The 15,062-nt window shown below is 48.3% G+C and carries 11 protein-coding genes; 6 read left to right on the top strand and 5 right to left on the bottom strand.

All coding sequences use genetic code 11. The features are described from left to right. Nucleotides 1-2 precede the first annotated feature (2 nt). The 3 genes from AC6I8W_RS27420 to AC6I8W_RS27410 are packed head-to-tail and all read left to right on the top strand — an operon-like array spanning nt 3 to nt 3,958. Nucleotides 3-1,322 carry an MFS transporter gene (locus AC6I8W_RS27420; protein WP_497839694.1) on the top strand — a complete coding sequence of 440 codons (1,320 nt, stop codon included), beginning with the start codon at nt 3-5 and terminating at the stop codon, nt 1,320-1,322. A gap of 30 nt (nt 1,323-1,352) precedes the next feature. Further along, nucleotides 1,353-2,204, top strand: coding sequence for an alpha/beta fold hydrolase (locus AC6I8W_RS27415; RefSeq protein WP_497839693.1), 852 nt, complete (start codon nt 1,353-1,355; stop codon nt 2,202-2,204). A 5-nt stretch (nt 2,205-2,209) separates the two neighbouring features. Further along, nucleotides 2,210-3,958, top strand: coding sequence for a dihydroxyacetone kinase family protein (locus AC6I8W_RS27410; protein WP_497839692.1), 1,749 nt, complete (start codon nt 2,210-2,212; stop codon nt 3,956-3,958). 22 nt (nt 3,959-3,980) lie between these two features. Here AC6I8W_RS27410 and AC6I8W_RS27405 read toward each other — a convergent pair whose 3' ends face one another. The 4 genes from AC6I8W_RS27405 to rpiB form a co-directional block, all read right to left on the bottom strand. Continuing rightward, nucleotides 3,981-4,946: a sugar-binding transcriptional regulator gene (locus AC6I8W_RS27405; protein WP_497839691.1), complete on the bottom strand. Its 966-nt coding sequence runs from the start codon at nt 4,944-4,946 to the stop codon at nt 3,981-3,983. Between the two features lie 258 nt (nt 4,947-5,204). Then, entirely contained in the window at nt 5,205-7,202 is a 1,998-nt protein-coding gene (tkt, locus tag AC6I8W_RS27400) for a transketolase (protein WP_497839690.1), read from the bottom strand. Continuing rightward, nucleotides 7,195-8,169, bottom strand: coding sequence for a transaldolase (gene tal / locus AC6I8W_RS27395; RefSeq protein WP_497839689.1), 975 nt, complete (start codon nt 8,167-8,169; stop codon nt 7,195-7,197). Before tal ends, tkt begins: the two co-directional genes overlap by 8 nt. A 41-nt stretch (nt 8,170-8,210) precedes the next feature. Beyond that, a complete protein-coding gene (gene rpiB / locus AC6I8W_RS27390; RefSeq protein ID WP_497839688.1) occupies nt 8,211-8,657 on the bottom strand; it encodes a ribose 5-phosphate isomerase B in 447 nt (148 codons plus the stop codon). 449 nt (nt 8,658-9,106) lie between these two features. Between rpiB and AC6I8W_RS27385 the strand changes: the two genes are divergently transcribed. Next, a complete protein-coding gene (locus tag AC6I8W_RS27385; protein WP_497839687.1) occupies nt 9,107-10,108 on the top strand; it encodes an aldo/keto reductase in 1,002 nt (333 codons plus the stop codon). A gap of 488 nt (nt 10,109-10,596) precedes the next feature. After that, nucleotides 10,597-11,982 carry an MFS transporter gene (locus AC6I8W_RS27380; RefSeq protein ID WP_497839686.1) on the top strand — a complete coding sequence of 462 codons (1,386 nt, stop codon included), beginning with the start codon at nt 10,597-10,599 and terminating at the stop codon, nt 11,980-11,982. Nucleotides 11,983-12,185: 203 nt separating this feature from the next. On the opposite strand, the gene AC6I8W_RS27375 is transcribed toward AC6I8W_RS27380, so the two are convergent. Beyond that, a complete protein-coding gene (locus tag AC6I8W_RS27375; protein WP_497839685.1) occupies nt 12,186-12,914 on the bottom strand; it encodes a haloacid dehalogenase type II in 729 nt (242 codons plus the stop codon). 390 nt (nt 12,915-13,304) lie between these two features. On the opposite strand from AC6I8W_RS27375, the gene AC6I8W_RS27370 reads away from it, so the two are divergent. Further along, nucleotides 13,305-15,050, top strand: a complete 1,746-nt coding sequence (locus tag AC6I8W_RS27370; protein WP_497839684.1) for a dihydroxyacetone kinase family protein — start codon at nt 13,305-13,307, stop codon at nt 15,048-15,050. The last annotated feature ends 12 nt before the right edge of the window (nt 15,051-15,062 follow it).

Below are 15,062 nucleotides of genomic sequence, written 5' to 3'. Positions count from 1 at the left end.
TAATGGCTATCGCAAAACTTACTAATCCTCCACCACCATCCGGGGCATCCAATATTCGCTGGAGCAAGGTGGGGCTGATGCTCTTCATCACCTATCTGGTTGCTTACATTGACAGGACGAATATGGCCATTGCAGCCCCGTCCATGATCAGAGAGCTTGGCTTGACCTCGTCAGAAATGGGCTTGCTGCTATCTGCCTTTTTTGGCGGATATGTCTTTAGCCTGGCTTTTGCTGGGCTCGTCGTGACGCGGTTTGGGGCAAAAAGGAGCATGGTTCTGGCCCTGATTGTGTTTGGGCTCGCCTCCGCATCAACGGGCCTGACAGAAGACTTTGCTCAGCTAATTGCCGTTCGTCTGCTGCTCGGGCTTGGAGAGGGGTTTGTCTTCCCAGCAATCACTATCTTTTTTGTTAAGTGGTTTCCTGCCTGGGAGAGAGGGCGCATTTCCGGACTGTGTCTTCTCGCAATTCCAATTTCTGCGCTGATCATGGCCCCAATGGGAGGGTGGTTGATAGGCAGTCTGGGCTACAAAGAAATGTTTGTGATTCAGGGGATCCCCCCGTTAATTATTGCGGTACTGGTGGCAATTATGCTGAAAGAAAGCCCGGTACATGATGCCTCTCTGAATGAAAAAGAGCGTGATTACATTTCTGCACATACCGAAGACACAACTGCTGATACCCGCGATAAGGGAGCTATCAGGGGGGTCTATTTTAATCTACGAATTTGGCTCATTGGTCTGGTCTACCTGCTCTGGATGACAGGGTTATACGGATTTAACCAATGGCTTCCAACGCTGCTGTCGGAAGCATCAGGAAGTGGAATCGAAGCGGTTGGGTTGCTCACTGCTATTCCTTTTGTTTTTGCCGCGATAGGAATGGTTTTCGCCGCCAGCGCCTCAGATAAAGCGCGCTCGAATCGTACTCCCTATGTTGTCGTTCCCGTCTTCATCGCGGGTATAGCACTGCTTCTGCAGCATTTCATTGGCGGTGGTATTACTGCGCAAATTGTCTTCCTCATTATTGCCGGTGTCGGTATCCACGCTGCATTTGGCCCATGGTGGCCATGGGCTCTGAATGAAGTTCCTGCTAACCAGACGGGCTATGCATCCAGTCTCGTGCTCACAATCGGAAACTTCGGTGGCGTAATCGGCCCTTTGCTTGTGGGCTTTCTGTCAGGCGGAAAGTCCATTGCACAGGGCGGATTTTACGTACTGGGTTACATCCTTATCGTTGCTGCAATATTGGGATGCGTGATCGGGTACTACAACCGATTTCACAAATTAAATGCAAAACATCCGGGATTAAGCAGCCCACAAAATTAAATCTCTATCATTATGAAGAATGGGAATCTTATGTTTGAACATCATTATGAAAAGCTGACCGATCTCACTGTTCACTATGTAACGGCAGGTGAAGGAAAGCAGACTCTTGTCCTGCTGCATGGTTATCCGCAAAGCTGGTATTGCTGGCGGGAGGTCATTGAGTGTCTTGCTAAAGACTATCGGATCATCGCTCCTGACCTGAGAGGACTGGGGGATACGACGCGACCGGCATCAGGTTATGACAAACGTACGCTTGGCCGCGACGTAATCGAACTGCTGGACAAACTGGGTGTAGATAAATTTGCCGTTGTTGGTCATGACTGGGGCGGAACTGTTGCTTTTGCGGTTGCTGCGGATAATCCCACTCGTGTAACGCATCTGGGGGTGATTGACGTTGCTATCCCAGGCGACGGTCAGCCAAATATCGGGCAGGGGGGGAAACGGTGGCACCACTCATTCCTGCAGACGCTTGATTTACCTGAAGCGCTGATCAACGGGCGAGAAGAATACTATTTTGACTGGTTCTTTGAGAACTACGGTCACACTCGCGCTGCAATTACGCGTGAAGCCCGTGATGAATACATGCGAAACCTGAACACTCCAGGCGCATTGCGTGCGGGGTTTGCCTATTACCGTGAGGTTACGCAGGACATCCGTGATAATGAGGCCAGAACTGAAAAGCTGACGATCCCTTGTCTCGCTCTGGGCGGTGGGGGCTACTGGGGACGCGGTGGAGAAGTTGCCACATCCCTGCGCAGAATGGCGAATAAAGTCACTGAAATTGTGGTACCAGAGTGTGGCCATTGGGTTCCTGAAGAAAAACCTCAACTGCTAAGCGAATCGATAAGAGATCTGCTGTCACTCCCTTCTGACGTGGAATAATTGACATGACTCGAATTCACAATGTGCCTGATGATTTTGTCGATGAAATGATTGAGGGATTCGTTGCGGCCAACGCCGATCGCGTGATGCAGGTCAGGGGAGGCGTTGTTCGTTCGACCAAGGTCACGGAAGGCGAGGTCGCCCTGGTTATTGGTGGCGGATCTGGGCATTACCCGACATTCTGCGGTTTTGTCGGGCCAGGCCTTGCTCATGGAGCCGCCATGGGCAACCTCTTTGCGTCTCCCAGCGCACAGCAAATTTATTCGGTAGCCAAAAACGCCCATCATGATGGTGGCGTGATTTTCAGCTTTGGAAACTACGCCGGCGATACCCTGCACTTTGGCCATGCCGCTGAAGAGTTGCAAAAAGAGGGCATAGACTGCCGAATTGTGAAGGTGACCGATGATGTTTACAGCGCTGCAATTGCTGAAAAGAGCAAGCGACGCGGCATCGCAGGTGATTTTACCGTGTTCAAAGTAGCCGGTGCTTCTGCTGCGCGTGGTGACTCACTGGACGAAGTTACAAGGCTCGCGGAAAAGGCCAATGAGCATACCCGATCTATCGGCGTGGCATTTTCAGGGTGCTATTTGCCTGGGTCAGACGAACCGCTTTTTGATGTACCGAAAGGACGTATGGAAGTCGGTATGGGCATACACGGGGAGCCGGGTATTAATGAAATCGATACGCCAACCGCCGATGACCTGGCCGCATTAATGGTTGAAGCTGTTCTCGCTAAACAAGAGTGGCCTGCCGGAATCTGCACTGAAAAGGGCGCGCGAATTGTTGTGATGCTCAACGGCCTTGGCTCAGTGAAATATGAAGAACTATTCGTGGTTTATCGCAAGGTCAATATGCTGCTTAAGGAGCGAGGTATCGTTATTGTTGAGCCTGAAGTGGGTGAACTTGTTACCAGTTTTGATATGGCTGGCGTGTCACTTACTATTTTCTGGCTTGATGACGAGCTCGAAGCCCTCTGGTCAGCTCCTGCCAGCGCGCCGGGGTATAAAAAAGGATCAGGGATCGAATCTAAGAGATTAACTGCAGATGAAATGGCGCGAAACAACGAATCGTCAGCTGCACTTAACCCTGGTTCTCTCCCTTCACAGCAGCTGGCTGCCTTTATACTTGCAAAACTGCGTATTCTGGCTGAAACCATCAATCTGAATGCTGAGCTGCTTGGAAAAATTGATGCCGTCGCTGGGGATGGCGATCACGGTATCGGTATGAATCGCGGCATACAGGCCGCGGTACGTGCTGCAGAGTTGGCCCTCGACAAAGGAGCCGGTGCGGGCAGCTTGCTTCAAATTGCAGGGGATGCCTGGAGCGATCGTGCTGGCGGAACGTCAGGTGCCCTGTGGGGAGCGGCATTGTCTTCAGCTGGAGCAAGAATTGGCGATGAAGCAGTGCCGGATCTTAATACGATGATCAGCACAGTACGAGACTCAACAGACGCCATTCTTAAGTTTGGAGCCCAGGTAGGCGACAAAACCATGGTCGACGCGCTGGTGCCCTTCAGTAAGGTCTTTAGTGAGAGTAAAGACCATGGGGGGACGCTTTCCGACATCTGGCTTGCGGCATCTTCCGCAGCCACTGAAGCAGCACTCGGAACAGCCAGTCTTCTTCCCAAAGTGGGTAGAGCCAGACCACATGCCGAGAAGAGCTTGGGTACGCCAGATGCCGGTGCAGTATCGTTTGCCATTCTGGTTGAAGCAGCAACGTCAGACGAACCTTTGAGGTCTCATCCCTTTAACTAAAAAAGGCCGAAAGGCCTTTTTATTATTGGCTGATACTCAGTAGCGTTCTGACGTTTTTAGCACTGGTTGCGATGATGTCTATCGCACCAGTTCGCAGTGCGCCGACGATAGCCATTGCTTTGGTCCCCTCGGAAGCGATAGCGATTACACATGGGATTTGTTTGAGTTCTTCAGCGCTTAAACCGATGACACGATCATCCATCACTGTATTCACGTGATGCCCCTGAGCGTTGAAGAAATCAAACCCCGCGATATCACCGGTAACGCCTAAACGGATGCTGGCGTCATTAATTTCCTGAGGCGTAAACCAGCCTAACTGCACCATATAACTGTCACTGTTCATGTCGCCAATGCCTACCAGAGCTATGTCAGCCTTTCGCGCGCGATCAAGCGTGTCCTTAACCGTACCGTTTTGCAGGAACAAGGATTTCAGTTCCGCATTTTCGACGTAAGCCGGTGCATAAAGGGATTCACTGGTACCGCCGAACTTACGGGCAAGTAGGCGACTGATATGGTCGGCGTTTATTACATCACCCGGCCGATGAGTTCCGCCAATTCCACAGATAAAACGGGTATTACGTGGTTGAATGGTGCTGGAAACCGTCTCGGCAACTGCCGCGACATTGCGCCCCTGTCCGACCGCAACGATCATATTGTCCTTGAGGTTTGCAGACAGGTAGTTAGAGACCATAGCTGCAACAAGGCGACGTTGCTCATCGGCATCATTGTGATCTATGGCAATTAACGCCCGGCTGATGGGAAAACGTTCCAGTAAAAGCTTTTCCAGCTGCGTGCTGAAAACAGGATGATATTTAACATTGATCTCGACAATGCCTTCTTCCCGCGCTTTTTTTAGCATACGGCCAATCTTCATTCTCGAAAAGCCGAACTTATTTGCAATCTCTTCCTGTGTCACTTCGTCACGATAGTAGGCGATAGCAATTTCAGTCAGTATCTCGTAATCCTGTGCCTGAATGTCTTGTTCCATAACGACGTTACTCTCCACCTGCCTGAGGCTGAATGCAAAAGAACATTGTATCAGAAGTAGCAAATCTCAAGGAGAACAGCCGCGATTAAGCTGCGAAATTGGTGATTAAGAACACAGAGCATAGATGTCAGACTGACCGTAATGCAGAGCTGCAAGTAAGGCGGGAGTTAGTGGGTAAATCTGACTGTATAAAGGAGAATGATCAGTTAATCTCGGACAAAATAATAATGAGCCCGTTTGGGCTCATTATTCAGTATTTTAACCGTTCAGAAGACACTGAGCCTTTTTTATCAGGTTTTCAGTAGTAATGCCAAATTCGTCAAAGAGAACGTCAGCAGGAGCTGACTCGCCGAATGATCGCATACCAATGATTGCGCCATTCAGACCGGTATATTTGAACCAGTAGTCCGCAATACCTGCCTCAATCGCAATGCGTTTTGACACAGTTTTTGGCAGCACGGATTCACGGTAAGTCGCATCTTGCTTGTCAAAGGCATCCGTTGATGGCATTGAAACCACGCGCACTTTTATACCTTCTGCAGTCAGATGTTTGTAAGCATTAACTGCAAGCTCGACTTCTGAACCTGTAGCGATCAGGATTAGCTCAGGCGTTCCTTCGCTGTCTTTCAACACATAACCGCCGCGCGCCACGTTAGCCAGTTGCTCAGTGGTACGATCCTGTTGGGCGAGGTTTTGACGTGAAAAGATCAGTGCGCTTGGGCCGTTAAGGCGTTCAATCGCATATTTCCAGGCTACAGCTGACTCAACCTGGTCACAGGGGCGCCATAGGCTCATGTTTGGCGTCACGCGCAGGCTGGCCATCTGCTCAACCGGCTGGTGCGTTGGGCCATCTTCACCCAGACCAATTGAGTCATGGGTATAAATCATTACCTGGCGCACTTGCATCAATGCAGCCATACGCACGGCATTACGGGCATATTCCATAAACATCAGGAAAGTCGCAGTGTACGGCAGGAAACCACCGTGTAGAGCAATACCGTTAGCGATTGCGGTCATACCAAACTCGCGCACGCCGTAATGAATGTAGTTGCCTGCTGCGTTTTCGTTTATTGGCTTTGCGCCCGACCACATGGTCAGGTTGCTCGGTGCCAGGTCAGCAGAACCGCCCATGTATTCCGGCAGGATCTTACCGAAGACTTCGATGGCGTTCTGAGACGCTTTACGGCTGGCGATTTTAGCTGGGTTAGCCTGCAGTTGTTCGATGAACTTCTGAGACTCGGTTTCCCAGTTCGCTGGCAGCTCGTGATTCATGCGACGTGTGAACTCAGCCGCGAGATCAGGGTGTGCTGCCGCATATGCTGCAAACTTATTATCCCATGCGGCTTCTTTTGCCTGACCGGCTTCTTTGGCATCCCACTGTGCGTAGATGTCTGAAGGGACTTCAAACGACGCGTGGTTCCAACCCAGTTGCTTACGGGTCAATGCGATTTCGTCGTCACCCAGCGGTGCGCCGTGCGAATCGTGGGTACCGGCTTTGTTTGGTGAACCGAAACCGATGATGGTTTTGCACATCAGCAGTGAAGGTTTATCAGAAACGGCTTTCGCTTCTTCAACCGCTTTCTTAATCGCTTCTGCATCGTGACCATCTACGCCACGGACGACGTGCCAGCCGTAAGACTCGAAACGCATCGCGGTGTCGTCAGTAAACCAGCCATCAACATGACCGTCGATTGAGATGCCGTTGTCATCATAGAAAGCAACCAGTTTGCCCAGTTTCAGGGTACCGGCGATAGAGCACACTTCGTGTGAGATGCCTTCCATCATGCAGCCGTCGCCCATGAACACATAGGTGTTGTGATCGACGATGTCATGGCCAGGACGGTTGAACTGTGCCGCCAGCGTGCGCTCCGCAATGGCGAAGCCCACCGCATTAGCGATACCCTGGCCCAGTGGACCGGTGGTGGTTTCAACGCCTGCGGTGTAGCCGTATTCCGGGTGGCCTGGAGTTTTAGAGTGCAGCTGACGGAAGTTCTGCAACTCGCTCATCGGCAGATGGTAACCGGTGAGGTGTAGCAGGCTGTAAATCAGCATGGAGCCGTGACCGTTTGACAGCACGAAGCGGTCGCGATCTGCCCACTGCGGGTTAGTCGGATTGTGGTTCAGAAAGTCACGCCAAAGCACTTCGGCGATGTCCGCCATGCCCATTGGGGCACCCGGATGTCCCGAGTTAGCTTTCTGTACTGCATCCATACTTAACGCGCGAATGGCATTAGCGAGTGTTTTGCGATCAGACATTTTGTACTTCTACCTCGTTAAATCGTTCCTTAATCATTAATTCAAGCTTGATCTGATCAACACCGAATTGTCTGATGCCCTCTGCCAGTTTCTCAACTGCCATGGCATCTGAATGGTGTTCCCAGTAAAATTCAGCCTCAGTCATCGCTGATGCTCGATCTCGGTAAGGAACCTCAGGGGTTAGCATGCGATTTAAAGGTGCGTTGGACGCTTTCAACGCTTCAAGCAGTCCAGGGGAAATCGTCAATCTGTCGCAGCCGGCAAGAGCGACGATCTGATCTGTGCGGCGGAAACTCGCCCCCATAATAATGGTAGGGTAACGTCGTTCTTTGAAGTAATTGTAGATTTGAGTTACGGACTTAACGCCTTTATCACTGGCAACGTCATAAGAATTTGACGTCGAACGCGCCTGGTACCAGTCAGTGATCCTGCCAACGAATGGAGAAATGAGATATACACCTGCTTCCGCACATGCTCTGGCCTGTGCAAATGAGAATATGAGGGTCAGATTGCAGTTGATGCCTTCACGTTCGAGTTCTTCGGCAGCTCTGATGCCCTGCCAAGTTGCGGCGAGCTTAATAAGAATGCGTGAGCGGTCAATACCTTGTTCTTCGTACATTCTTATGAGTTTTCTGGCTTTAGAAAGGCTCATTCCGCGGTCAAATGAGAAGCGGGCGTCTACTTCGGTTGAAACTCTGCCTGGAACCACTTTTAATAACTCTAAACCAAAGTTCACTGCCAGTTTATCTGATGCGTTAATCAACCGTGTCTGGTCAGAGCCACCTTGGGAAACAGCATATTTTATCGCATCATCAATCAGATTCTGATAGTGAGAAATCTCAGCAGCCTTAAGGATAAGAGATGGGTTGGTGGTAGCATCTTCGGGTTTAAATTGAGAAACAGCTTCAAAATCGCCACTGTCTGCCACAACAACTGTCATTTTTTTTAATTCATCTAACTGGCTCATTTTCACCTTCGAGATGAGAGTTAAAAGATAGGATGGAATAATTATTTTTCATCATCATAGAAATTAATACGCTCAACCTTTGAGGCAGAACGTCCGGCTTCAAATTCTGAATCAAGCCAGATTTGCACTAGAGATTTCGCAAGCTCAATACCAATAACCCGTGCGCCCATCGTCATAATTTGTGCGTCATTGCTTTTACGGGATCGTTCGGCAGAATAATTGTCATGTACTTGAGCAGCTCTGATACCTTTAACCTTATTTGCCACAATCGCCATTCCAATACCGGTGCCGCACACCAGTATTCCGCGATCAAAGTCGCCTGCAGCAACTGCCGTTGCGAGATTATGAGCTATGTCAGGATAAATTTGGGCATTACCTGGTAAGTCATGGCTGAAATCAGCTACTTCAATACCTTTTTCTACCAGAAAAGCCTTGACGGCATTTTTCATCTCTGTCGCAGCATCATCAGCACCGATTGCTATTTTCATAAAATTCAGCCTGTTAAGTAGTGAGTGATAGGTTTGTATCATATGAGCATACAGTGTTCATATGATCAAGGCTACAACTATTGCTGGGTAAGCTATTTAAGTGATAGCAATATGATTAAGGTCACAAAACAAACTAAATTCATCTAAATCGGTCTTGTGAGTCGCTTTTAAAATTGCGCTTAATGGTTCAAATGTTACATGTGAGTTCATTTGATGACTCTTCCAACCTAAAATCAAAAGTATGATTAACGTAACTCTCGGAGATGATGAGGATTATTGTTTTGAAGGGTTAGTAGGGTGATGAAGTGAATGTGGAACATTGTGAATAATTCAATTTAACATTGAATTATATTCAATAAATAAACTTTCCGTTCAATGTCAATATTGAAAATCATTTGAAGATTCGTGATTAATCATCAATCTAAAATAAATCGTTAACCGGAGAAAGTATGAAATATAACAAATTGGGCAGGACTGGATTAGATGTCTCTCGCCTGTGTCTTGGATGTATGACATTCGGTGATCCTAAATCCGGTGCTCATCCATGGACTATTGGAGAGGAGGAAGCGCGACCGATATTTCGTCAAGCTGTAGAGAATGGTATTACTTTCTTTGATACATCCAATAGTTATTCTGCAGGTACTTCAGAAGTGATCGTTGGTAAGCTCGTTAAAGAATTTACCCGCAGGCAGGAAGTTGTAATTGCCACAAAAGCATTCTTTCCTCCAGAAGGGGTGATCTCACCCGCCAGCGCAGGAAAAAATATTGCTGGATTGTCACGTAAAGCGGTACTGAGCGCTGTTGATGAAAGTCTGAAGAGGCTGGGGACGGATTACATCGATTTGTATCAGTTACACCGTTGGGATTATGACACACCGATTGAAGAAACTATGGAAGTGATGCATGACCTGGTTAAATCCGGCAAGGTGAGGTACATAGGTGCATCATCAATGTACGCTTGGCAGTTCGCCAAAGCACAGGAGATTGCGCGTAAGAACGGATGGACCACGTTTGTTTCAATGCAAAACTACGTGAACCTGCTGTACCGCGAAGAAGAACGCGAGATGATCCCACTGTGTAAAGATCAGGGGGTAGGATTAATGACCTGGAGTCCTCTGGCCAGAGGAAAACTTGCACGGCCGGTGGGTACCGAAACCCAGCGTTCAAATACAGATGAGATCAATAAAAAACTCTTCAGCAACACTATTGAAGCTGATAACAGGGTTATCCGGTCAGTCAGTCAGGTCGCTGATGAGCGGGGTGTGCCAATGGCTCAGATAGCACTTGCATGGGTATTAAGGAAGCCTGAGGTATCATCGCCAATCGTCGGTGCCTCCCGCCCAGATCAACTCAATGATGCTATTGCTGCACTAGATATTGAACTTTCAGACGAAGAAATTCGCATTCTCGAAGAACACTATGTGCCACATTCTGTAATGGGACACAGTTAGTCACGTTTAGTCAGCTGCCAGTCAATATACGGCTGGTGGCTCTTTCCTGTACCCCCCATCCTTCCAAACACCATTTCTTCTTCTTCAGGGGGAGTGATAGCCGCTCGCCCCGTTCATATGAGTTTATTGTGTTCTTTTGTTTGTGAGCGAAGCTAAACGATAACACTTACAAAAGAAGATCATTGTCACAAAAAATAGCGAAAAGCATTGGGTTATTTACAGGCTGATTGATGCGTGAGCCGGATCACTATTAATAAAACGTTAACTAGCCTATAACATATGCACAATACATAATCATATGTAAGGGTCCCAGTTAAGAGTCTTAAAGTCAGCCTCTGAGCTATAAGAGCAGAAAATTCGGCCCTTTTATCGCGTTGCCTTAATTCAGGGAAGCCTCTGCGTTAGAGCCCGTAAATCAGAAAATCAAGTGTGACTCACTCATGTTGAGCCTTATTAAATGAGTAAGCATCCAAGTAATTGGGGGTACCATGTCTAATATAGAATCAAGCTCAGTTGGCACTGTTGACAGTGCACAAATTGAAAAATCAGCGATTAAGAAAATCATGATCAGGCTCGTGCCGTTTGTGGCGCTGATGTTTTTCATCAACTACATGGATCGCGTGGCAATAGGTTTTGCTGGACCAAATGGCCTTAACTCTGATTTATCTCTAACTGCTGCCCAGTTTGGAATGGCTTCAGGGATCTTCTTTATCGCGTATATCTTGCTTGAAGTGCCCAATAACGTACTACTTAACAAATTTGGAGCCAGACGCTGGCTCTCCAGGATTATGGTTTCCTGGGGGATCGTATCTATGCTGTTCACCTGGGTTCAGAATTACGAACAGCTTGTAGCGCTACGTTTCCTGCTAGGCGTAGCAGAAGCCGGTTTTTTCCCAGGAGCTATTTTCTTCCTGAGCGTGTGGGTACCCTCACGCCATCGAGCAAAAATTCTGGCCACATTTTACGTAGCACAGCCCCTAACAACTGTTTTTGGTGCGCCGATTGCGAGCATGCTGATTAATGCTCATGGCCTGTTCGGCCTTGAAGGTTGGCGCGTCATGTTCCTTGGCGTTTCCATTCCTGCGATCCTCGTTGGTATCGCTGCCTTCTTCTATCTCACAGATAAGCCAGCTGATGCGAAATGGTTAACAAAGGAAGAAGCTGAGTGGTTAACTCGCGAGCTTGAACGTGAAGATGCAGCAAAAGGTAATAAAGGTGTACATCCTCGTGTCCGTGATGCCTTTACCAATGGTCGTGTATGGGCGCTGGGACTGGTCTATTTTGGTCTGGTGTATGGGTTCTATGCCCTGGCATTCTTCCTGCCTACCATCATCTCAGGCTTCGAAAAAGTTATAGGTGCTCCGCTTACCGTGTTGGATCGCGGTCTGCTTACAGCGGTTCCATACCTTCCAGCCGCAGCGGCACTCCTGTTGTGGTCTCACTATGTGCACAAAAAAGGGATTGCTATCTGGCATGTTGCTCTGCCGGCGACGATTGGAGCCATTTCAGTTCCGCTTGCACTTTATGCGGGTTCTCCAACAGCCACCATCGCCGTAATTACTGTCACCGCCAGCTGTATTTTTGCGGCATTTCCTGTGTTCTGGTCAATTCCGGCGCGATTCCTGTCTGGCGTAACAGCGGCTGCGGGTATCGCCCTGATTGGTTCAATTGGAAACTTTGCAGGATTCGTGGCTTCGTTTGTCACCGGGTTCCTTAAAGATACAACTGGTGGTTATGAGGTCGCGATGTTTGTTGTAGGAGGGGCGATGATGATGTCTGCCATTACACTTGTAATACTCGATCGGCAGAAGATAAGCAGTTCTTTCGCTGAAAAAATAGTCTCTCCTGAAACTGAAGGTAAGTATCTGAATTAAAATATTAAAAAACAAAAGCGCACCTTTTAAACGGTGCGTTTTTTTATTTGAACAATGATGTTGCAGTCTGATATCACGTACTTTACGTAAGCCGATTAAGCAGGCTCTGAGGTCAGGAACGATGTTAACCGTGGGAATGATGAATCAGGGGTGAAAGTAATGACGGTAACTAAGCAAGCGCCGGAAGCACCGGCGCTACAGGATTACGGGCAGTTCAGAATGTTGGCCAGATCAATCATATCTTCCGCAACGTAGTCCCAGTCGTGTTCAGCAGAAAGATCAATCGACTGAGATGGGCCATGTTCAGTTCGTCTGAAAACAAAAATCGTTTTCAGGCCCGCTTCTTTTGCTGCTAAAAGGTCATCATTATGTGCAGCGACCAGAGCAAACTGTGAAGGCTTGACGCCAGCTGCATCTGCAGAAACCAGATAAGTTTCAGGTCTCGGCTTATAATTTCTGGCCAGTTCTGCACCTAAAATTGCATCCCAGGGAAGATGAGCAAAACGAGCCAACGTCACCATCCCTGCAATATGGCTGTTGGAGAGCGTGCCCAGGAAAAAGCGCTTTTTCAATCTGTTCAAGCCTTCAACTGTATCTGGCCATGGATCGAGTTTCTCCCATGCTGCGTTCAGTGTATCGAGTTCAGCGGGAGGGATCGCCGATAGTTCAGCATTATGTCTGGCAAGAACAGCCTCCAGATTTTCCCTGTTCAGTACGCCGAGCTTAACCCATCCGCGACGACCAGTACGTACTTCTTCCATAGCTGGCTGGTAGAGTGAGCGCCATTCATCGGCAAACAGGAAAGGATCTACATCCAGATGATATTTACGTAAAAAGGGTTCAGATGCCCTGGCTACACCAGTACGCCAGTCAACAACGGTGCCAAACACGTCAAAGCCAAGAAATTCTATATCTTTTGCATTAACAGTCACTTCAAACCTCCAATCGAAACCTTGTGATTTACCGAATCAAGAACGGGCTGAAAACCGAACAGGAAAAATTTTGTAATTCATGTGTGGAATACAGAGTTCAACCCTAAATGTGGATAGGAACTAAAAAATCAGCTTTTATTCTTGAATAGAATTTAACGCCACGTTGAGATAAATCTAATGAACATATGATGTTCTTATGTTGCATCCTATTTAAAACGTTTTTTTGCATTTTCAGTAACAACAATAAAGCTGACTCACCGTAACGGATGATATTTATTGGGGAAAATATATAGGTTGATGAACGTCACATTTCTGAATTGAGGTGATTTTAACGCAACAAATGTTTGGTTAGTGTTCATATGAGCAAAACATTAATCATTGGAGCGTCAAATGACCTACCTATTTAATGACCCATCAGACTTCGCAAAAGAGCTGACGGAAGGCATTGTTGCCGCCAATTCGGAGAAGCTCCGCCAGGTTTCAGGTGGCGTGGTACGCAATACCAAGACAGCAGATGGAAGCGTTGTCGTTATTATCGGAGGAGGGTCTGGCCACTATCCAGCCTTTGCGGGTCTGGTAGGGCAGGGAATGGCTCACGGCGCTGCGATGGGTAACCTCTTCGCTTCACCTTCAGCCCAGCAAATTTATAACGTTTCAAAAGCGGCAAACAAAGGTGGGGGCGTGGTGCTTGCATTTGGCAACTACGCTGGTGATGTACTGCATTTTGGCCAGGCTCGCGAGAAACTTCGCGCTGAAGGGATTCCCTGCGAGATTGTTCTCGTAACTGATGATATTTCAAGCGCTTCAGTAGATGAGATTGAAAAACGCCGTGGTGTTGCAGGAGATTTGACGGTCTTTAAAGTTGCCTGTGCAGCTGCTGACGCGGGTTATTCACTTGATGAAGTTGTCGCTTTTGCTAAGAAAGCTAATTCCTGTACCCGAACGTTAGGTGTCGCATTTGCAGGATGCACCCTGCCTGGTGCGACTGAACCGTTATTCTCCGTTCCTGAAAATCGCATGGCTATTGGGCTTGGTATTCACGGTGAACCCGGAATCAGCGAATCAGATATTCCACTGGCGGATGATCTTGCCGAGTTGTTCATCGACCGGCTGATGTCAGAAATACCGGTGGGAGTCAGCGTTAATCATGGGGCAAAGGCGACCGTGATTTTAAACGGTCTGGGCTCTGTAAAATATGAAGAACTGTTTGTTGTTTACCGTAAGGTCGCAAAACTTCTGACTGAAAGGGGCGTTACTGTTGTCGAGCCCGAAGTGGGCGAGTTTGTCACCAGCTTCAACATGGCTGGTGCATCTCTGACCATCATGTGGCTGGACGATGATCTGGAAAAATTCTGGAAACAGCCAGCTAATGCTCCTGCGTTCAGGAAAGGAAGCGTTGAACCTGCACCTGTTCTGAGCCCTGATGAGGTTCAAATTGAGCCGCAGGAAATCATTCCTGATGCATCACTGGCATCCCGTAAAAGTGCCGCGTGCATTTTTATTATTCTTGAAGCTATCCATTCGACAATCAAAACAAACTGTGAGTACCTGGGGCATATTGATGCGGTTGCTGGTGATGGTGACCATGGGATCGGGATGGAGCGTGGTTCAAGGGCTGCAGTAGAGAAGGCGCGTGAGATGTTAGAAAAAGGCGCTGGCGCAGGAACGTTGCTGGGACGAGCTGCTGATGAGTGGGCCGATAAAGCGGGGGGAACCTCGGGGGCTATTTGGGGCGTTGCATTAAATTCAATCGCTTCGACTATCGGCGATTCTCTGGTACCTGATGCGCATCGAGTAGCTGATGGTATCAAAAAAGCGAAAGAAGGAATCATGCATTTTGGTAAGGCCAAGGTAGGAGATAAAACCCTGGTTGATGTTCTCGTTCCGTTCAGTGAAGCCTTGTGCGAGCAGGTTCAGCAGCAGAAGTCGTTAAATGATGCCTGGAGAATTTCTTCAATAGTTGCCAGTGACGCAGCGGGTGCCACTGCAAATCTTTTACCAAAAATGGGGCGTGCGCGACCACTTGCTGAAAAAAGTTTAGGTACACCTGATGCTGGTGCCGTTTCTCTCTCTCTGATCGTAAACCGAATTGGCCAGATGATTGAGTCGCAAGCTCCACAGGTTCAGGAAGCCTGAATCTGAAGCTCT

Source organism: Pantoea sp. X-Soil-TKNS-1211 (assembly GCF_059730495.1).
This window is presented reverse-complemented; position numbering and strand designations above follow the sequence as displayed.